Origin of the sequence: Streptomyces sp. NPDC101132 (genome assembly GCF_044759225.1) — a bacterium.
GTDB lineage: Bacteria > Actinomycetota > Actinomycetes > Streptomycetales > Streptomycetaceae > Streptomyces.
The window spans coordinates 339,821-357,734 of the sequence record NZ_JBIVYX010000001.1; the positions used below are offsets into that span (position 1 = coordinate 339,821).

Sequence of the window (17,914 nt, forward strand, 5' to 3'; positions counted from 1 at the left end):
AGAAGGGCCTGCCGGGTGCGTCAGCTTCTGAGCTGGACGCGGACGTCCGCGTGGCTGCCGTGTGGTGTCTGCGCGGACGGGCCGAGGCGGCGCAGGATGCGGAGCATCGGCGTGTTCGACGCCGCGGTGTAGACCGACAGGGTGTGGGCGCCGCTGCTGCGGGCGTGCGCGGCGGCGTGGCGGGTCATCAGTGTCCCGATGCCTCGCTGCTGTTGGGCGTCGGCGACCTGTAGGCCGAGATCCATCACCCCCGGCTCGCCGCTGACGTGCCCGGCGGTGGCCACTGCGGTCACCTGCCCGGACGCGTCGAGGCCGAGCCATGTCGTACCAGCGGCCAGGCGTTCGATATCGTGGATCGCGACGCGGGTCCGCCCCCAACGCTGGTGAAGACCGGCAGGTGAGCAGCGGTGGTGGAACGCGTCGATGCGGGCGATGTCCGAGAGCACAGCCCGCCGGATGCCTGCGAGCACAACCGCGCGGACAGGGTGGGGGCGTGGGGTGGTGGGGTGGTTCAGCAGAGGGATTCGCCCCACCCCGCCGAGACGAAGGCGGTGCGGCGGTAGGACTTGCGGCGCCGGCCGTCCGGCAGGGTGACGTCGCGGGACTGGATCCCGTATGGGGCCAGGAGCTCGGCGAGTCGGGCCTGGGTGAGGTCGGCGTAGGACCAGCGACCCCCCGCGGTGCCGGGCAGGAGGCGCAGTCCGTCCACCAGGTCCGCCGATGCCAGCGCGTCCGGATCGCCGAGCGCGCAGAACACCACCAGGCACGCATCCAACAGGTCGGCCTGTTCCGCGCCTGCCTGCCGACAGGAGCCGTTCTCCGAACCCTGCCCGCACGGGAGGCACTCGGGTTCGACCGGGATATCTCCGCTCGGGCGGCAGCAGTCCGCATCGGGCTCGCCCTCGGCGGGCGGGGTGCTGCCGGTGACCGGGGCGCAGGGGGCGGACAGCAGGAGGGACAGCTCGACGCCGGCGGCGAGCCGGTCGAGGACGAGCTCGGTGTACTCCTCCACGTACGTATGCAGCGAGGTGTTCTCGGGCAGCGGCCGGGAGAACCTCTCCAGGAGCTGGCCTTCGAGGTGCTGGACGGTGCTGTGGGCCTCCAGGAGGGCCCGGTGGTGGGGGTTCTCCGGCTTCGGCTGCGTCCCGAGGAGGGTGTGGGCGAAGGCGTCGAGGATGTTGGGGTGGGTCGTCAACGTGTGAGGCCTTTCGTGGCGAGGGGGGTGGGTGCGGGCTGGGGCAGGCCCGGCAGTGCGTACGACGGCGGGCCGGGCTTGGGAGCGGTCCGGTAGCCGGCCAGCTGGGGGGATCGGGCGCGGGCGGCGTGGGTGAGCGCGCTGACGGGTCGCCGCTTGATGCCCAGGCGGACGGCGGCGGTGTTGTAGACGTCGTGCCGGTCCCGGGGGCGGATGGCGACCACGTGGATCTCGGTGCGATGGGCGGAGCCCTCCGGGGCCGGCCGTTGGGCGTAGACGGTGCGCCACGCGGCAGCGCGGTCGACGTAGAGCTTGCGCAGGCCGGCGAGGTCGCCGGTGAGCTTGCCGCCGAACAGGTCGGCGTTGACGACGTCCTGGAGCTGGGCGAGGGCCAGGTCGCGGATGTCGCCGGGGGCGGCAAGCAGGTCGTTCAAGGCGCGCGGGTCGAAGCTGAGGCCGAACGCGGGCCGGGGCTCGGGCCCGCTCACGACTCGGCCCCGTCCGCTGCCGCTGCGCCTGCGGGGCCTGCCATCGGAGCGCGGCTGGATCGGCCGGGGCCGCGCAGGAGACGGTGGGCAGGCCGGTCCGGATCCGTCTGGCAGGCCGAGAGAGGGCCGCCCGGTGCGCGGACGGCGGCCATGGTGTGGGTGAGGAAGTCCCGGTGCCACACCGCCATCCCGGACTGGCCCGCGTCGGGTTCCTTGTGCTGGAGGTAGGCCAGCCACAGGGCGTGCAGCCAGGCCACCACGTCCAGGTGCTCCTGCCACTGCCCGCACCACGGCGCGGCGGTGGTGACCTCCGTGCCGTAGACGCGCATCAGGAAGTCCTCGACCCAGTCCGTGAGCGTGTCGAGTTCGTTCTCGTACTCCTCGCCCTCCAGCTCCAGGATCGGCCGCGGCTCCGGCGGCAACGCCGGCATGCCAGGCATGCCGGGGAGCGAGGGCATGGCGAAGCCGGGAAAGGACACCGGGTCGGGGGCGATGGCCAGGCTGTCGAGCTGGCGGGCCTGTTCGGCAGAGCGGTCCAGGAGGTGGCGGACGCTGGCCTGGATGCTCTCCAGCTCGGCTTCCGGAATCCGGACCGGCTCCAGTTCCTCGCCGCCGGTGGCATCTGGTGATTCGTGCACGGAAAAGGGATCTCCTCACAGCCGTAGACGGCATGGGGAATTGGGAAGGGGACTTCAACGATCCACGGGATCCCCGGTTTGGCTAACCGGGGATCCCGTGTTACAAAGCCCGGCAACCGGACAGGAAGGGGAATCGAAACCTCGGGAATCCACCGCCGTAAGACGGTGGGCGGTATCAGGCAGACAGGGTGAAGTCGTCCTGGGTGAGGGTCTGCTGGAGCGTTTCGGCGAGCCGGCCGGTGGCGATCTCGGCGTAGTGCTTGGTCTTCTCCACACCGATGAAGTCGCGGCCCTCCAGCAGGGCGGCGACCCCGGTGGAGCCGGACCCGGCACAGAAATCGAGCACCGTTCCGCCCGGCGGGCTGATCTTGACCAGCTCGCGCATCACCTCCACGGGCTTCTGCGTGATGTGCTGCCGGTTCTTGCCCGAGGGCTGCGAGGCCGAGTACAGGCCGGGCAGGTAGACCTCGTTCCGGTCGCCGTCGATGGCGCCATTCGAGCCCCAGACGATGAACTCGCAGTTCTGGGTGAAACGGCCCTTCTGCGGCCTGGCCTGCGGCTTGTGCCAGGCAAGGACACCGCGCCACAGCCATCCGGCGGCCTGGAGCGCGTCGGTGGTGACGGGCAGCTGGCGCCAGTCGGTGAACAGCAGCGCCGTCCCGCCGGCCCGGGTAAGGCGGTGGGCTTCGGTCATGATCTGGGTGAGCCAGAAGCCGTAGGAGCGCTGGTCCATGTTCTCGCCGGTGAAGTCCGGCAGGGTGTGGCCGGCGTCCGCGGAGGTGTACTTCTGGCGCGCAGTCCGGGAGGTGCGCTCCTTCGCGGTCCGCCCGCCGCTGTTGTACGGCGGGTCGGTGATGACGGAGTCGACGCAGTCGTCCGGGAGAGTGGACAGGACGCTGAGCGCGTCACCCTGGTGCAGGGAGAAAGACAAAGAGGTACCCCAATTCGGGTCGGGAAAGGGATGGGACTCCCCAGAACGCGCCAATGGGACACACGCCAGCCAGGCGGTATGCGGGCATGGCAAGGCCACGGCAGAAGGCGCCGGGCAGTTGCAAGTGGGAGTCCCAAAACTGTAGGGCACGATCCCCGGTTGACCACGGTCACCGCCAAAACCCGTGAAATAGAGCCTTGATCATCAATTTCTTGGTCAACCGGGGATCGGCACCTACAGTTTTGGAACCGCCCCGGCACGCACCGACTGCCGGATGGCCTCCCCCACCCATGCCCTCACGGAGGATCCCTGTGCCCAGGCACACCTGAACTCGCGCCCTGCCGTACCGGAACGAGAGGCAACTCAATCCGGCCCGCCGCCGGGCACCAGATCACCCATTACCCGGCACGACGCGCCCTTCTCACACGCTCCACGGACCGCGCGGCCGGGCTTCACTCACCAAGGACACTGCTGTGACACGACCCTGCCCTCCCCTGCCTGTAACCCGGCCGCCGGCACCGACCGGCGAACGGGGAGGCACACCGGATTGAAGGCCGTAGCCGCCGCCCTCGGCGCCGTCTGCCTCTCCCCACTCCTCCTCGCCGGCACCGCAGCTATCGCGGCAGCCGGAAGCGCCGGCGCCTCCCGGTCCGCTAACTGCACCCCCGGCGGCGGCACCGTCGACACCGGTGCCGTCGCCCGGCAGGTCGCGGCCATCCTCGGCGGCCAGGGCGCCGACCAGAACGTTCGCGTCGAAGGCCTGGAACTGCCCGCCGAGCAGATCCCGCACGCCAAGACCATCGTGGCCACCGGCGTCGCCATGAAGGTGCCCGAGCGCGGGCAGGTCGTCGCCCTCGCCACCGCCATCCAGGAATCCCGGCTGCGGAACCTGAACTCCGGCGACCGCGATTCGCTGGGCCTGTTCCAGCAACGGCCCAGCCAGGGCTGGGGAACCCCGGAACAGATCCGCGATCCTGTGTACGCCTCCACGCGCTTCTACAAGGGGCTGCTGGAGGTCAACGGCTGGCAGCAGATGACGATCACCCAGGCTGCCCAGGCCGTACAGCGCTCCGGCTACCCGGACGCGTACGCCCAGTGGGAGCCGCTCGCTCGGGCCCTGCAGCAGGCCATCGCCAAGACCCTGCCGGGCGGCGGCCAGCCCCAGCCCGGCCAACCCGACACCGGCAGCGGTGCGGGCACAGGCGGCTCCGGCAGCGGCTGTCGGCCGGGCGAGGACGGGTCCGGCTGGGGTGAAATCCCCGAAGGAACCGTCCCCGACGGGTACAAGATCCCCGCCGACGCCTCGCCGAAGGCCCGCACCGCGATCGACTGGGCGATGCACCAGCTCGGCACGATGTACCAGTGGGGCGGCACCTGCCTCGCCCCGCGCGGGCCCGACCCGATGGGGCGCTGCGACTGCTCGAGCCTGATGCAGCAGGCGTACGCCAAGGCCGGTGTCCAGCTGACCCGCACCACGTACACCCAGGTCATGGAAGGCGACCCGGTGCCGGCCAGCGCCCTCAAGCCCGGTGACCTGCTCTTCACCCGCGGCACCGCCGCCGTTCCCGAGCACGTCGGCATGTACATGGGCGCAGGTCTCGTGATCAACGCGCCGAAGACCGGGCGTCCGGTGCGGATCGAGAAGGTCGGCGACTGGCAGATCCTCGCCGTCCGACGCATCCCCGCGCTCAGCTGACCGTCAGCTGCGCCCCGGCCTGATCCGGGCCCCCCACGCGCCCCGAGCGCCCCCTCTTCCCTTCCCCCGCATTCCGCACGGCCGCTTTGCCCTGCGTACGCAAGGAGCTCCGTCATACCCATTCCACTCGCAGACCGCGTCACCCACCTCGCCTTCGACCCCGGAATCACCCCGAAGGGGGGCGGCCTGCCGGGACTTGACGTCCTGCGCAACGTCGTCAGCTCGATCAACATGTTCGGCATCATCGCCGTCGTCGGTGCCCTGGCCGTGTCCCTCGGTGTGTGGGCCTGGGGCCACCACAGCGGCGGCCACCAGGCCGAGGCCAACGGCAAGAAGGGCGCCGTCGTGAGCGCGGGCGCGGCCCTCGGGCTCGGCGCCGCCAACGGAATCGTGGCATTCTTCTCCGCCCTCGGCACCCAGGTCCGCTGATGGGGAGGCGCTCTCTGTCTCCCCTGCACCGTGCCACCTCGGACTGGCCCGCCAAGCGGCGGATCATCGTCCTGGTGACCGTGACGGCCCTGCTGCTGGCGGTCGCTGCAGCCGCGGCCCTCCTCACCAGCCGGGACCAGGGCAAGGCCCGCATCCCCACGGCCTCGGCCAGCCCCTCACCATCCCCGCCGGGCGCGCCGAAGCCCGGGGCGGGTACGGGCTCGGTCCCCAAGCCGCCGCGGCTGGCGGATCCGCTGGCCTACGGGCGGGCGGCGGCGGTGATGCTGTGGTCCTACGACACCCGCACCACCACCCGCGACCAGCAGCTGGCCGGCATGCATGCCTGGATGACCGCCGAGACGAAGTACAGCGACTGGACGTCGCTGTCCTCCCAGGTCCCGGACCCGGTGCTGTGGTCGCGGATGGCGGACAACGCCCAGCACGCCACAGCGACCGTCACCGACGCCCGCTTCCCGTCGGCGTTCAAGCAGGCCCTGGCGGAGAACCCGACGGCGATCACCGAGGCGTACATCTACGCAGTCACCGTCACCGGCAAGCAGTCCATCGCCTGGAAGGACGGCGGTGGCGGGGCGGAGGACCGTGCGGTCACCCTCGCCGTCCAGTGCCGGCCCAACGCCGACTGCGCCCTAGTCTCCCTCGCCCCGAGCGTCGCCCCGTAGCACGCCACTGAACAGATAAGGAGGTATCCCTTCCAGTGGACTTCTGCTCTCTGCCCATCGCGAGCAAGCTGTGCACGGCGGCCGACGCCATCGACTTCGTCAACGATCCAGGCAAGGCCATCACCGAAGGCATCGGCAACTGGATCGCCAAGTCGGTCGGCGAGTTCGCCGCGGGAGCGGCCGAACTGGCTGCCGAGGCCGTCGACACCACCACGAAGGTCGACCTGCGGGCCGGGTGGTTCGTGGACAACTACGAACTGCTGCTGCCCATCGGCCTGACCATCCTCGTCGCCACCTTCTGCGCCCAGCTCATCCGGGCCGCCGTCAAACGCGACGGTCAAGCACTGGCCCAAGCGTTCACCGGCACCGCCAGCGGCGTGCTCTTCTCCTTCGCCGCCATCGCGCTCACCACCGTGGCCATCGAAGTCGTCGACGCGCTGTCCGCCGGCCTGTTCGCCGCAGCGGACACCTCCATCCAGGAAGCCGTACGGCGCATGGTCAAGGCCAGTTACGTCGGCTCGATGGTGCCGCTGGGCTGGATGATCCCCGCAGTCGTCGGGCTCGGCTCCGCAGTCGGGGCGCTGCTGTACTGGTGCGTGATGATGGTCCGCAAGGTCGGCATCCTCGTGCTGGTCACCCTCGCCATCTTCGCCGGAGCCGGCGGCGGCTGGGAAGCCGCCCGCAGGTGGCGGCGCGGCTGGATCGAAGCCACCGCCACCCTCGTCGTCTCCAAGCTGCTGATGACGATTGTGTTCCTCCTCGGTGTCTCCGCCCTCGGACGGACCGAACCGAAGGACGGCATGGCCGCGCTCGCCGACTGCCTCGCCGGCGCGGTGATCATGATGCTGGTGCTGCTCTGCCCGTACGCCTGCTTCAAGTTCGTGCACTGGGCCGCCGAAGGCACCGACGGTGAATCGATCCATCGGGCCGGCGGCACGGGCGCGCAGGTCGCCCGCCAGCACACCGAGCAGGCCGCCCGCAAAGCCGCCGCGATGGCCGCGACCGGCGGTGCCGGAGGCGCCGCAGCCGGGGCCGCCCCGCAGGGGCCGGCCAGTGTCCCAGGCCAGTTCCCCGGCGACGTCGCCGCCAGCCCCACCGGCGGTGCGGGCGGGGAGAAGAACACCGCGCCCATGCCGTCCGCGGGCGGAGGGCTCGCCGATGGGCTGTCGAAGGTGGTCCAGCCTCCGCCGACCCGCGTGAACCAGGACACCAGCGGCCACCTCGGCGGCAGCCCCGGCCTGCAGGCCGGGCCGACCTCCCCGGGCCCGGGTGCCGGTCCGGTTCCGCGCAGCACGCAGCAGGTGCCGCCGCAGGGTGCCCCGAGTGCGACAGCCGGATCCACCGGCAGTCCGTTCACTGCTTCGCCGCCGTCCAGCGGTTCCTGATCCGTTCGCCCCAGCCCGGGCGGGACGCACACACCGCGTGTCCCGCCCGGGCACCAGCCCCGCGCCCCGAAAGCGGCCCCTGCCTTGTCTGACCTCTCCCTGTCCCCACTGACGATCAAGTTCCCCCACCGGTCCAGGCGCGGCATCCTCCTCGGCCTGTCCCTTCCCCAGCTCATCCTCACTTCCGCAGCCCTCGCCCTGCTCCTGGCGACCGTCGTCTCCACCGGCCTTCTCGGCGCGCTCGCCCTGACCCCCTTGTGGGCGGCCGTCGCCGGGCTCGTGGCCATCCGCCGTCACGGCCGGTCCCTGATCGACTGGGCGCCGATCGTCCTGCGCTACGCCCACCGCCGGCGCACCGGCCAGAACATGTGGCTGACCCGCGCTGTCTCCCGCCCGAAGGTGGACGGCCTGCTGCACCTGCCCGGCACCGCAGCCTCGCTGCGCGTGGTCACCCCGGCCGGGTCCCAGGCCGCCGCCGTCCACGACCCCCACCACCAGACCCTCACCGCGGTGGCCCGCGTCACCTCCCGGGCGTTCGCCCTCCTCGACCCCGGCACCCAGAACGCCAACGTAAGTTCCTGGGGGCGGGCGCTGGCCGGCATCGCCCGCACCGGGCACATCGCCACCGTCCAGGTCCTGGAGCGTACGGTCCCCGACTCCAGCGACACCCTCACCCGCCACTGGACCACCCACGGCCACCCCGCAACACCCGTGGCCGGGCAGGTGTATGCCGACCTCGTCGCCTCCGCCGGACCGGCCGCCGCACCGCACGAGACGTACCTGGCGGTCTCCCTGGACATGAAGGCCGCCAAGCGTCTGATCTCCCAGGCCGGCGGCGGACTGCCCGGAGCGTTCACCGTGCTGGGGCAGACCACCGCCTCCGTCGCCCAGGCCGCCCGCAGCGCGGGTCTGATGGTTACCGGCTGGCTGACGGCCCGGGAGATCGCAGCCGTCGTCCGCACCGCCTACGACCCCAGAGCTCTGGCCGGCCTCCAGCAGTGGTCCGAGCACGGTCGCGCCGAGGCCGACCCGGCAGCAGCGGGCCCGGTCGTCCAGGTCGAGGAGTACGACCGGGTCATCACCGACAGCGCCCGCCACGCCACCTACTGGGTGGAGAACTGGCCCCGCACCGAAACAACGCCGGGATTCCTGCACGGCCTGATGTTCACCGCGGGCGTGCGCCGTTCCTTCTCCCTTATATACGTGCCCCAGGAGCTCGAGTCCGCGCTGCGCGACGTGCAGCGCACCAAGGCCACCATCATCGCCGACGCCAACGAACGCGCCCGCCGCGGACAGGTCGACTCCGAAGCCGACTCCGTGGAGTACACCGACGTCAAGGAACGCGAACGCCAGCTCATCGCCGGGCACGCCGACGTCGCCCTCACCGGCCTGCTCACCGTCTCCGCCGAAACCGACGCCCAACTGGACGCCGCCTGCGCGCAGATCGAGACCGCCGCCGTCACCTCCCAGGTCGACCTGCGCCGCCTGTCCTACCAGCAGCCCGACGCCTTCACCCTCGCCGCCCTCCCCCTCGCCCGCACCGCCCTGTAACCGGCACGGACCGGGCATCGCCTCCCGCCCCGCCGCCGCTGACCCGCCCAACAGAAAGACGCCCTGCTTCTTGGCTTCCTCCCTCACCGACTCCGGCGACGCGCACCCCTACCTGCGGGCCGCAACCGCCGGCGTCCGCCACCACACCCGCCAACGCGCCACCACCGGCACTCCAGCCGACCGCGCCCACCTTGATGTCCTGCACGGCCACCTGACCGGACTGCACCTGCTCCTGGACCAGCTCGCCGAGGCCACCCGGCCCGCCCACCCAGCGGCCGGACGCCACCTCGCCGCAGCGCACCTGCGGATGTGGCAGGCCGCAGCCGGCGTCCACGACGCCTTCCACACCCTCCCAGCCACACCGAAGGCCGCCGCGGACCCGGTCTGCCGCCCGGAGACGCTGCCTGAAGGGCCGCCTGTCCTCACCATCTGCCAGCGCCACCTCGCCTCCGGGCACGCCATCCGCCGCAAGACCACCCCCAGCGACCACAGCCCCCGCACCGCCGGAACGGTGTGAGCGGCCACCACCGCAGAATCGATCCGCCCCATGCCCCAGCAGCACCGCCCCGGCCGCCGCGCCCGCCGCGCCAGCGCCAGCCCCCTGTTCACCCCGCACGGCACCGACCGCGCCAGCCGCCGCACCGCCCGCAAGCAACTCGCCGAAGCCGAGGCCAAAGCCCGCGCAGCCGCCACCGCTGTCCACGGACCCGAGCCCGCCGAAGCGGAAATGCCGCTGGCAGTGCACTCCCCGGCCGGGCGCCTTGGTCCCGCATCCGCCCGCGGCAGCCGCCTGCGGCTGCCCGCCCACCGCATGACCACCGCGGTCGCCGCCGGCGCGTACCCCTTTCTCGCCGAAGGCGGACTCGGAGCCGACGGCATCTACATCGGGCGCGACGTCCATGCCGAAGCCGCCTTCACCTTCGACCCGTTCACCCTGTACGGCAAGGTCGAGGGCTTCACCAACCCGAACATCCTGCTCGCCGGGGTCATCGGCCAGGGCAAGTCCGCTCTTGCGAAGTCCTTCGCCCTGCGCAGCGTGGCCTTCGGCTACCGCGTCTATGTGCCCTGCGACCCGAAGGGCGAGTGGACGCCGGTCGCGCAGGCGCTGGGCGGCACCTCGATCGCTCTTGGTCCGGGCCTGCCCGGCCGGCTCAACCCGTTGGACGCAGCACCGAGGCCGCCGTCCGTGCCGGAAGGGGACTGGGCGGGTGAGATCCGCAAGCGGCGTCTGCTCCTGCTCGGCTCCCTCGCCCGCACGGTGCTGGGCCGGGACCTGTTGCCGATGGAGCACACCGCGCTCGACATCGCGCTCGATGGCGTCGTCAAGGCCGCCGCCCACGCGGGGCGCACCCCGCTGCTGGGCGACATCGCCCACACTCTCGCTCAGCCCGCGCTCCTCGACCAGGCCGCCGGCACCGTCTCAGGCCACCTCGGCGACGCCGCGCGCGACCTCGCCCACGCCCTGCGCCGCATGGTCCACGGCGACCTCGCCGGAATGTTCGACGCCCCCTCCACCGTCGCCTTCGACCCGAACACCCCCATGCTCAGCATCGACCTGTCCCGGCTCGGCGGCTCCGGCGACGACACCGGCCTCGTCCTCGCCATGACCTGCGCCTCCGCCTGGATGGAATCCGCACTCACCGACCCCCGCGGCGGACGCCGCTGGATCGTCTACGACGAGGCATGGCGCATCCTGCGCCACCCCGCCCTCCTTCAGCGCATGCAAGCCCAGTGGAAGCTCTCCCGCGGCCTGGGCATCGCCAACCTCATGGTCGTCCACCGCCTGAGCGACTTGCTCTCCGCCGGCGACGCCGGATCCCAGGGCCGGGCCCTGGCCGAGGGGCTCCTCGCGGACTGCTCCACCCGCATCGTCTACCGGCAGGAAACCGACCAGCTCCACGCTGCCGCCGCCCTGCTCGGTCTCACCACGGTGGAGACCGAAGCGATCTCCCACCTCAGCCGCGGACGCGGCCTGTGGAAGGTCGCAGGCAGATCATTCATCGTTCAACATCTTCTGCATCCGGCCGAGCAGCACCTGTTCGACACCGACGCCCGCATGCACTGAGGTCTGCCCACCTCGCAGGGCCACCCCTCACAACCGAATCCCCTCCAGGAGGACCCCCATAGAATCCCACCCGACCACCGCCCTCTTCCCCATGCTCGATGAAGAGGAACTCCAGGCCCTTGCCGACAGCATCCGCGAACTCGGCCTGCTCCACCCCATCGTTCTGGACCCCGCAGGCCGCGTCCTCGACGGCCGAAGCCGCCTGCGGGCCTGCGAACTCACAGGCACTGAAGCGGCATTCACCAGCTACGACGGCGACGACCCTCGGGTCTACTCCCTGGCGGTCAACAGCCGCCGGCGCCACCTGACCAAGGGGCAGCTCGCCATGATCGCCGCCACAGCCTGTTCAGTTTCTGAACATCCAGGCCGTTCAGAGACTGAACAGACGGCCCGTTCAGTTTCTGAACAGGCCGGGGTCTCTCTCGCCCGGATCGGACAGGCCCGCACCGTCCTGCGTCACGCCTCCGATCTCATCGACCGCGTGATCTCCGGCGTCGTATCACTGGACGACGCCTATGCGACCGCTCGCGAGCGCAAGGCACAGGCCGACTCCCACGAATCACAGCTCGCTCGGCTGCGTAAGGAGGACCCCGAGCTTGCCGACAGGGTGGTGGAAGGCGAACTGACCATCCAGGGCGCCTGGGCGGAGCACAAAGCCCGCCTGGAGGAAGAGGTACGCCAGCGCCGGGTAGCCACGCAGCTGCTGTGCGAGATCGTGCCGGCTCTCGCTCAGATCCGCGGCAGCCGCACCTTCAACCAGTACGACCCCGAACTCGCGCTGCCGGGCCGCACTGTCACCCGCGAAGTGATCGCATACGCCACCGAGGCGCTCGCCGAGATGGCGACCGTGTGGAAGGAGCGTGACCTGCCGTGAAGCGTATCTCCGACCCGAAGCTGCGCCAGCTCGCCCTCGACGCGGCGCATGAGGCAACCACCGACGTCGGCCGCATGCACACCAACGACATGCTCGACATCCTCTGCGGGAAGCTGGACAAGCATCCGGACCTACACAGCGTCCTGCTCAGGAAAGCGGCACAGGGCGCGCTGCGCGATCTCGGCGAGCGCCGCAGCCCCCGGCGCAACCGGACCACCGGCGGGCTCTACCACCCGGACAGCATCATGAAGCTCGGCCATGGGGTCTGGGTGTGGATGAAGGATGCCACGTTCACCGACATGACCGCGTGGGGCCGCGTCGCCGCCCAGAACACGATCCGGACGATCACAGCGGACGGGGCGAAGCAGAAGTACGTCTTCGAGCGCACCGACGCGTTCCGGCAGAACCCGTCCTTCGAACGCCTCGCCCCTCTGGAAGCAGCCGTCTTCGACTACCAGCATGTCTCCTTCGACGACCTCGACGTCGAAGACGACTGGGCCGCGTAACGTCCGCGCCCCGGACCAGAAAGCCGCCGCCCTGAACCCCGACTTCGAGCTGTACGACAACGCCGGCCGCGACGCCGAGCAGATCCACTCCCACGCCACCGGGTCTGCCACCGCAGCTGACCTGGACCGGTGGGCGCGCAGGGACGCCGCTGGCCTCCTGGCCCGCCACCGCTTCCCCGAGCCGCCCCTTGACGCACCCGACCTTCGCCCTTACCTGAAGGCCCTGGACGAGGCGGCCACACCTGTCGAGGCCGCCGTCGTCACCAGCGCCGTACTCAACGCCTCCGAAGCGTTCGTCGGCGCCCTCAGCAACTACCTCCTCGCCGCCGGCCACCGTCACCAGCACAACGAACGGTCGTCTGCCGACTCCCCACGCACGGCGGCGTGGAGAGCTGCGAGCGGTCTGCTGGCCTCCCTGGGCGAGGCCGTTCGCGCCGTCGAGATCACCCTCCGCCAGGAGTACGACACCCCGGCCCGACCGGGCAGCCACCCCGGACAGCAGCCACCGGCTCCTCCGCCGAACCCCGCATCCGGCCCGACAGCGCCCCGCCGCTAGAAATCCATGACAGGAGGCAGCACGCACATGCTGCACCACCCCGTGAGCATCCACGTCGGAGCCCACACAGCCGCACCGATGACCCACCCACGCACCGACCCCGTCCACCGCCTGCTGTGGGGGCGCGGATTCTCCCACTGCCCCCGCCTGAACGCCTACGTCGCACCATCGGAACTTCCCGTCGAACAGCAGGAGCATCTGGTGCACCAGGCCGTCCACGCCCTCACCGCACTCGGCCATCCGGTCGCCCACTTCCACCACCAGCAGCCGGACGTCTGACCCGCCCGGCCGACCAATGCGGAGCCACCCTCTGCCCACACCGTCCACGCCCGCTCCCGCGGCCTCGGGCCCGCCGCACCTGACCACCCCCCGCCGATCCGGACGGCCGCTACGCCTACGGCCTGCTACTCCTCGACCTCACCGATCGCCTGAGCGGCACCCCGCACCTTGACCGCGCCGCCGCTCTCGTCGACCAGATCCTCGACCCCGCCGACGGGCTGCTGGCCCGTCTCGCCGACTTCTTCGAAGCCGCAGGGGAGAAAGCGAAGGAGTCCGAGGACGACGACGCCTTCGACCTCGGCGCCGACTTCGAGGAAGCCGCCGCCCAACTCCGCGACATAGGCGAGACCCTGCACGACGCCACCGAGCGCATGACAGCCCTCGCCCCCACACCCTCACCAGTGCGCGCCCCGCGCTCCCTCGGCTCCGCCGTCCCCGTCGGCATCACCCGGCCCATACCCGGCCGCTCCCGCTGACCACCCACCCACTTCCCCCGGAGGATCCCCTGGCCACCCGCTCCTTCATCGCCCGCCCCACCGAATCCGGGGGCTACGAGGGCATCTACGTCCACTGGGACGGCTACCCCAGCCACCACCTGCCCCTCCTGCTGGCCGCCTACCAGCACCGCTTCGCCGGCGACCTCGACGCCATGACCCGCCACCTGATCTACGACGTACCGGTCGGCTGGTCCGGGCTCGGTACCGACCTTCTCGACGGCGCCCCCGACGAGCTGGTTACTGCCCTCACCCGCGGTGATCGGTACGCCAGCGACCAGCTCGACGTCATCACCCCCGACGGATCACCTCCCACCCGTATGACTGTGCGAGACGGGCAGGCATCCGGTCTGGACTGGGGCTACGTCCTCCACGGGCACGGCATCGAGGTCATCAGCCTGCGCGAAGAACAGCGCGGGCCCGTCGTCGGGTGGGCGACCGACCCCCGCACCCGGTTCAGCGACCACCCGGCGCTGTGGCAGCCGACCGCACCGGTCCCCGGGCGCTCGCCCTCGCCGGCTCCAAAGCTGACCACAACCGCCGTGCCGCCCGCCGCCGCCCCGGCCGCCACCGCGCACCCCACACGCCGCTGACCCGAAACGGAGCCCCACTTCTGTCCGGCCAGTTCGTTCTCGGCACGCACCCGCAGTACGGGTACGTCGCCTCATCTACCGGCATCCCCCACCACATCAGCCACTGGTACCTCACCCGCCTCGGCTTTCAGCCGCTCCATGGCCTGCATGGCGTGTACCTGCTGAGCACCCCCGGCCACGACGGTCCCCGGCGCACCCGCCAGGCCGTCGCCAGCCTGCGCGCCAGCGGCTACCCGGTCCACGCTGACTACTCCCTCGATCCCGCCAACACCACCCAGGCGGCCCCGGCACCGGACCCGCGGGCGTGGTACCGGACCACCGTGGCGCAGGCCGCAGCCGTACGCTCCCCACAGGACCGGCACCCCTTGCCCGCCCGCCCCTCACCCGTTGCCGCTACCGGGCGGCCGGTGAACGCACCGGCAGCCGCCGGGCCGGCGCGAAGCCGTTGATGAAGAACACCGCGATCATCTCCATTACGCGCGGCAGGGGCGGGCAGGTCGAGGCCGAGGGCCCGATCGACGCGCTCGCCTCCGCCCTGCTGGACCGTGCCGGTTTCATCCGGCAGCCCACCCTGAGCGGCACCTGGCACCGGCTCCCCTTCGACATGGGCGAGGAGTGGGAGAACGAACACGCCTCCTACGCAGCCGACATGCTCCGCACCGCCCGCTACGTGATCCGCCTCGACCCCGCCCTGAACCCCGGCGGCCATCCCGCACCGAACAGCCCGCGCCGGGGCGCCGGCGCCAGCCCAATCCCGGTACCGGCTGCGCCCTCCGCGGTGCCCCGTACCCGCTGACCACACCAGGACCTGCCCATGACCACCACCCCCAGCCCGGCCCCGGCCTACCCTCGCCCAGCGAGCTGCGGCGCCAGGCCCGCGCGCAGGCCGGATCGTTCCTTGACCTGCGGGAACTGTCCGACCCCGCCGACGCTCTGCGGGACTGGACACGCTGGCTGGCCGAGGCCGGGACACCCGCCCAGTTCCACGTCCTCGTCGACACCGTGACCGGCACCCACGGCAGCGCGCTGCTGGCCTTGCGGGACTTCCTGCTCACCGCCAGCACCTGGTGCCGCGAGAACGGCCATGCCCGGCTCGGCGAGCGCTACCAGCGCACCAGCGACCTCCTCGACGTCGCCGACCGGCTCCTTCACCAACTCGGCGTCGACCACCTCGCCGCCACCTGGCCCAGCCAGGCACACACCGCCCCCTCCTCGGGAAGGACACCTCACTGAACTCGGCCGAGATCAACCTGTTCACCAGCAAGCACGACGGCATCGTCGCCCTGGTCACCGGTGACAACTGGCGCTGGGCCCGCAAGATCCTGCTGGTCGCCGGATTCGCCAAGGACGACGACGGCAACTACGCCCTGCCCCTGGCCGGCCTCCCCCGGATCCGGCAGGCCCTGACCGACGTCCACGAGCTCGCCCGCGCCTGCCAGATCAAGGTCACCGCCACCCACCAGCCCTATGTCGGCGACTTCGCCCGGGACATGGCCCAGCACCTGCCCGGCCAGTGGAGCGTGAAGGTCGAAAACTACTCCCTGCCGGTGTGGCAGGAGGATCTGGCGGCCTGCCTGTGGGACACCAGCCCCGGGCCGGGCTCCGAGTTCTACGGACCGCTGCTGCACACCATGGAGAAATACCGGGTGCCCTGGGCAGTCGTGTTGCGTAGCGACACCGGGACCGAGCTCGCCGTCGTCCAGGCCCCCCGCGACGACCAGTACCACGTCGGCGCGCTCGCCCCCAGGGACATGTGCATGGACGAGGAGGTAGTCCCGCCGCGCAGCATCACCGTGCAGCCCTCCGCTGTCACCGCAGCGCGCAGGGTCGCCTCCGTGCTGCTGGCCGACTACCGCCGGGCCGTCCTGCAGTCCCACCTCAACCACCTGGCCGATGATCTCGCCTGGGCGCAGGAGGCGTTCGAGCCCGGGGCCGTACTGAGTCCGCCGCAGCCGGACCTGGCCGCCGCCTTCGCCCGCTTCACCACCCACGCCCCTGACCTCATCGCCTCCCTGCGGCACGCCGCCCCCGGCACGGTCGGCAGGCAGGAGGCGGCGTTCCTGGAGCGTATGGACTCCGCCTTCGGAACCCCTCCGCCCGGCAGCGACATGGACAGCCCTGCGGCGGTGCCCGCTGTTGATCCGCTGGCGCTGTGGCTGATGGAAGGAGGCGAGCTGATCGGCCTGGCCCGCACGGCCCACCCGGCGCTCACCCCAGCGCCCATTGCCGCCGTGTCCGGTCGGTCTCCGGCCGTTGCGGGTGCTCTTCCCGCTGTCCTGCCGCCGCGTTCCGGGGCCGTCTCGAGCCGCCGATAGCTTCCGCCTCCCTGGAGTGCCCATCACCTCTCGCCCGGACCCGACCCCACCACTGCGTCAGGCGGTCGACTCCCTGACCGGCTACGCCGCCCACTATTCGCTGATACGACTGCGCCTCGAAAACCCCCCAGAAGGACCCGCGCAACGGGTACGGGCTGATCACCGTCCCGGGCGCCGCCTTCGAGGGACACGTCCGCGATCTCGCCGAGGCCTTCAAGCGTCTGCTGCCTCACGTTCCCGTGCTGCTGGAGTCCGTCCGCGCCGGTATCGACGCCATGCCGCCCGCCCGCCACCACGCTGGATGGCGGGCGGTGCTGGACGACCTCGCGCACGCCCCCAACCAGGCATCACGCCCCGTCAACGTCACTGACGGACTCGGTGAGCGGCTGTGGCCATACCTGCGGACCTGGGGCGAACGCGCCACCCTGCTGCGCGACCTCGCCCTCCAACCCCAACAGCCCCACACGGAGCCTTCTTGAGCGCGCAGGAGGAGGAGGGGCTGTGGACCGCTTACGCCCGCTCGGCCCGGCTGCGGGCCCTGCTCCAGCCCATGGAGTCCCGCTACGACGCCGCGGGCCGACAGATCACCGTGGCCACCGCCCTGCACCCCGAGGACCCTGACGAGGAGATCGTCCTGGTCCTGTCCGGGGACATCCACAGCCCCGGCATGCGGGTGATCGGGCACTACGACAGCCGCGACGACGCCATCGCCCACCTGCCGCCGGCGGTCCCGCCCGGCGTGCTGCACCCGGCCGGTCCGCCCGCCGTACGGGATACGCAGGCTCCGTCACTGGCCGACCTGACCCTCGACGTGGCCGACGCCCGCCACAGCGGCGACGTCGCCGGGGCGATCTCATACATCGCTGGCCACCCCATTGAGGGCGGGCACCTCGGCGAGCTCACCGCGTTCCTCGACACCTGTACGGCCTGGGCGAGCGCCATGGACATCCGCGCCGGCCACGACCTCGCCGCCCGCCTGCGGATGCTCGCCACCCAGACCCGGCAGCTCGGCCACGAACTGGGGCTCGTCGGCGAGGACATGGACGCCGCCGTTGCCGTCTTGCCCGCATACCGCACCCCGGCCCCCCGCCACCTCAAGGTGTCGGCCGCACCGGCGCTGACCACCACCCCGCTGCCGGCCGCGCCGCCGGCGTACGCGCTGCCCGCCCACCGCCGGTAGCGGCCCGGCCCAGCTCTGCCACCTCATCTCGCACGCCATCTGACGGAAAGCCCTGCCCT

The 17,914-nt window shown here is 71.6% G+C and carries 24 protein-coding genes; 17 read left to right on the forward strand and 7 right to left on the reverse strand.

Annotated features, from left to right (window positions below; genetic code table 11):
• Positions 1-20: 20 nt before the first annotated feature.
• The 5 genes from ACIQUR_RS01630 to ACIQUR_RS01650 all read right to left on the reverse strand — a co-directional run bounded on the left by ACIQUR_RS01630 (position 21) and on the right by ACIQUR_RS01650 (position 3,252).
• On the reverse strand, positions 21-446 hold the full coding sequence (locus ACIQUR_RS01630) for a GNAT family N-acetyltransferase (protein ID WP_403328320.1): 426 nt from the start codon (positions 444-446) through the stop codon (positions 21-23).
• A 65-nt stretch (positions 447-511) separates the two neighbouring features.
• Positions 512-1,195, reverse strand: a complete 684-nt coding sequence (locus ACIQUR_RS01635; RefSeq protein WP_403328323.1) for a DUF3631 domain-containing protein — start codon at positions 1,193-1,195, stop codon at positions 512-514.
• Positions 1,192-1,683, reverse strand: a complete 492-nt coding sequence (locus tag ACIQUR_RS01640; protein ID WP_403328325.1) for a type II toxin-antitoxin system RelE/ParE family toxin — start codon at positions 1,681-1,683, stop codon at positions 1,192-1,194. Before ACIQUR_RS01640 ends, ACIQUR_RS01635 begins: the two co-directional genes overlap by 4 nt.
• Positions 1,680-2,321 (reverse strand): DUF4913 domain-containing protein, encoded by a 642-nt coding sequence (locus tag ACIQUR_RS01645; RefSeq protein WP_403328328.1) that lies wholly within the window; start codon positions 2,319-2,321, stop codon positions 1,680-1,682. The genes ACIQUR_RS01640 and ACIQUR_RS01645 overlap by 4 nt, the downstream gene beginning before the upstream one ends.
• Before the next feature lie 175 nt (positions 2,322-2,496).
• A complete protein-coding gene (locus ACIQUR_RS01650) occupies positions 2,497-3,252 on the reverse strand; it encodes a DNA-methyltransferase (protein ID WP_403328331.1) in 756 nt (251 codons plus the stop codon).
• Between the two features lie 547 nt (positions 3,253-3,799).
• On the opposite strand from ACIQUR_RS01650, the gene ACIQUR_RS01655 reads away from it, so the two are divergent.
• The 11 genes from ACIQUR_RS01655 to ACIQUR_RS01705 all read left to right on the forward strand — a co-directional run bounded on the left by ACIQUR_RS01655 (position 3,800) and on the right by ACIQUR_RS01705 (position 13,273).
• Positions 3,800-4,948, forward strand: coding sequence for a C40 family peptidase (locus ACIQUR_RS01655; RefSeq protein ID WP_403328334.1), 1,149 nt, complete (start codon positions 3,800-3,802; stop codon positions 4,946-4,948).
• Positions 4,949-5,062: 114 nt separating this feature from the next.
• Positions 5,063-5,377 (forward strand): DUF6112 family protein, encoded by a 315-nt coding sequence (locus ACIQUR_RS01660; RefSeq protein WP_229344839.1) that lies wholly within the window; start codon positions 5,063-5,065, stop codon positions 5,375-5,377.
• On the forward strand, positions 5,377-6,057 hold the full coding sequence (locus tag ACIQUR_RS01665; RefSeq protein WP_403328337.1) for a hypothetical protein: 681 nt from the start codon (positions 5,377-5,379) through the stop codon (positions 6,055-6,057). The genes ACIQUR_RS01660 and ACIQUR_RS01665 overlap by 1 nt, the downstream gene beginning before the upstream one ends.
• A 35-nt stretch (positions 6,058-6,092) precedes the next feature.
• Positions 6,093-7,442 (forward strand): ATP-binding protein, encoded by a 1,350-nt coding sequence (locus ACIQUR_RS01670; protein ID WP_403328340.1) that lies wholly within the window; start codon positions 6,093-6,095, stop codon positions 7,440-7,442.
• An 84-nt stretch (positions 7,443-7,526) separates the two neighbouring features.
• Positions 7,527-8,993, forward strand: coding sequence for an SCO6880 family protein (locus tag ACIQUR_RS01675; protein ID WP_403328343.1), 1,467 nt, complete (start codon positions 7,527-7,529; stop codon positions 8,991-8,993).
• Between the two features lie 70 nt (positions 8,994-9,063).
• Positions 9,064-9,510 (forward strand): DUF6238 family protein, encoded by a 447-nt coding sequence (locus ACIQUR_RS01680; RefSeq protein ID WP_403328346.1) that lies wholly within the window; start codon positions 9,064-9,066, stop codon positions 9,508-9,510.
• 30 nt (positions 9,511-9,540) lie between these two features.
• Complete coding sequence (locus ACIQUR_RS01685) at positions 9,541-11,058, forward strand: ATP-binding protein (protein ID WP_403328348.1); 1,518 nt, start codon at positions 9,541-9,543, stop codon at positions 11,056-11,058.
• A gap of 91 nt (positions 11,059-11,149) precedes the next feature.
• Positions 11,150-11,932 (forward strand): ParB/RepB/Spo0J family partition protein, encoded by a 783-nt coding sequence (locus ACIQUR_RS01690; RefSeq protein ID WP_403328351.1) that lies wholly within the window; start codon positions 11,150-11,152, stop codon positions 11,930-11,932.
• On the forward strand, positions 11,929-12,438 hold the full coding sequence (locus ACIQUR_RS01695; RefSeq protein ID WP_403328354.1) for a hypothetical protein: 510 nt from the start codon (positions 11,929-11,931) through the stop codon (positions 12,436-12,438). The genes ACIQUR_RS01690 and ACIQUR_RS01695 overlap by 4 nt, the downstream gene beginning before the upstream one ends.
• Entirely contained in the window at positions 12,392-12,994 is a 603-nt protein-coding gene (locus ACIQUR_RS01700) for a hypothetical protein (RefSeq protein ID WP_403328357.1), read from the forward strand. Before ACIQUR_RS01695 ends, ACIQUR_RS01700 begins: the two co-directional genes overlap by 47 nt.
• A 78-nt stretch (positions 12,995-13,072) precedes the next feature.
• Positions 13,073-13,273: a hypothetical protein gene (locus ACIQUR_RS01705; RefSeq protein WP_403328360.1), complete on the forward strand. Its 201-nt coding sequence runs from the start codon at positions 13,073-13,075 to the stop codon at positions 13,271-13,273.
• A 125-nt stretch (positions 13,274-13,398) separates the two neighbouring features.
• Here ACIQUR_RS01705 and ACIQUR_RS01710 read toward each other — a convergent pair whose 3' ends face one another.
• A complete protein-coding gene (locus ACIQUR_RS01710) occupies positions 13,399-13,629 on the reverse strand; it encodes a hypothetical protein (protein ID WP_403328363.1) in 231 nt (76 codons plus the stop codon).
• A 293-nt stretch (positions 13,630-13,922) separates the two neighbouring features.
• On the opposite strand from ACIQUR_RS01710, the gene ACIQUR_RS01715 reads away from it, so the two are divergent.
• The 3 genes from ACIQUR_RS01715 (at position 13,923) to ACIQUR_RS01725 (ending at position 15,593) form a co-directional block, all read left to right on the forward strand.
• Entirely contained in the window at positions 13,923-14,360 is a 438-nt protein-coding gene (locus ACIQUR_RS01715) for a hypothetical protein (protein ID WP_403328366.1), read from the forward strand.
• Positions 14,361-14,808: 448 nt separating this feature from the next.
• Positions 14,809-15,156 (forward strand): hypothetical protein, encoded by a 348-nt coding sequence (locus ACIQUR_RS01720; protein WP_403328368.1) that lies wholly within the window; start codon positions 14,809-14,811, stop codon positions 15,154-15,156.
• Positions 15,157-15,362: 206 nt separating this feature from the next.
• The gene (locus ACIQUR_RS01725) at positions 15,363-15,593 is read left to right on the forward strand and encodes a hypothetical protein (RefSeq protein WP_403328370.1); all 231 of its coding nucleotides are present in this window, start codon (positions 15,363-15,365) and stop codon (positions 15,591-15,593) included.
• Here ACIQUR_RS01725 and ACIQUR_RS01730 read toward each other — a convergent pair.
• Positions 15,587-15,862, reverse strand: coding sequence for a hypothetical protein (locus ACIQUR_RS01730; RefSeq protein WP_403328373.1), 276 nt, complete (start codon positions 15,860-15,862; stop codon positions 15,587-15,589). The two genes, ACIQUR_RS01725 and ACIQUR_RS01730, sit on opposite strands and share 7 nt — an antisense overlap.
• On the opposite strand from ACIQUR_RS01730, the gene ACIQUR_RS01735 reads away from it, so the two are divergent.
• The 3 genes from ACIQUR_RS01735 to ACIQUR_RS01745 all read left to right on the forward strand — a co-directional run bounded on the left by ACIQUR_RS01735 (position 15,851) and on the right by ACIQUR_RS01745 (position 17,855).
• Entirely contained in the window at positions 15,851-16,675 is an 825-nt protein-coding gene (locus ACIQUR_RS01735; RefSeq protein WP_403328376.1) for a hypothetical protein, read from the forward strand. The two genes, ACIQUR_RS01730 and ACIQUR_RS01735, sit on opposite strands and share 12 nt — an antisense overlap.
• Positions 16,676-16,914: 239 nt before the next feature.
• Positions 16,915-17,154 (forward strand): hypothetical protein, encoded by a 240-nt coding sequence (locus tag ACIQUR_RS01740; protein ID WP_403328379.1) that lies wholly within the window; start codon positions 16,915-16,917, stop codon positions 17,152-17,154.
• Positions 17,151-17,855, forward strand: coding sequence for a hypothetical protein (locus ACIQUR_RS01745; protein WP_403328382.1), 705 nt, complete (start codon positions 17,151-17,153; stop codon positions 17,853-17,855). The genes ACIQUR_RS01740 and ACIQUR_RS01745 overlap by 4 nt, the downstream gene beginning before the upstream one ends.
• The last annotated feature ends 59 nt before the right edge of the window (positions 17,856-17,914 follow it).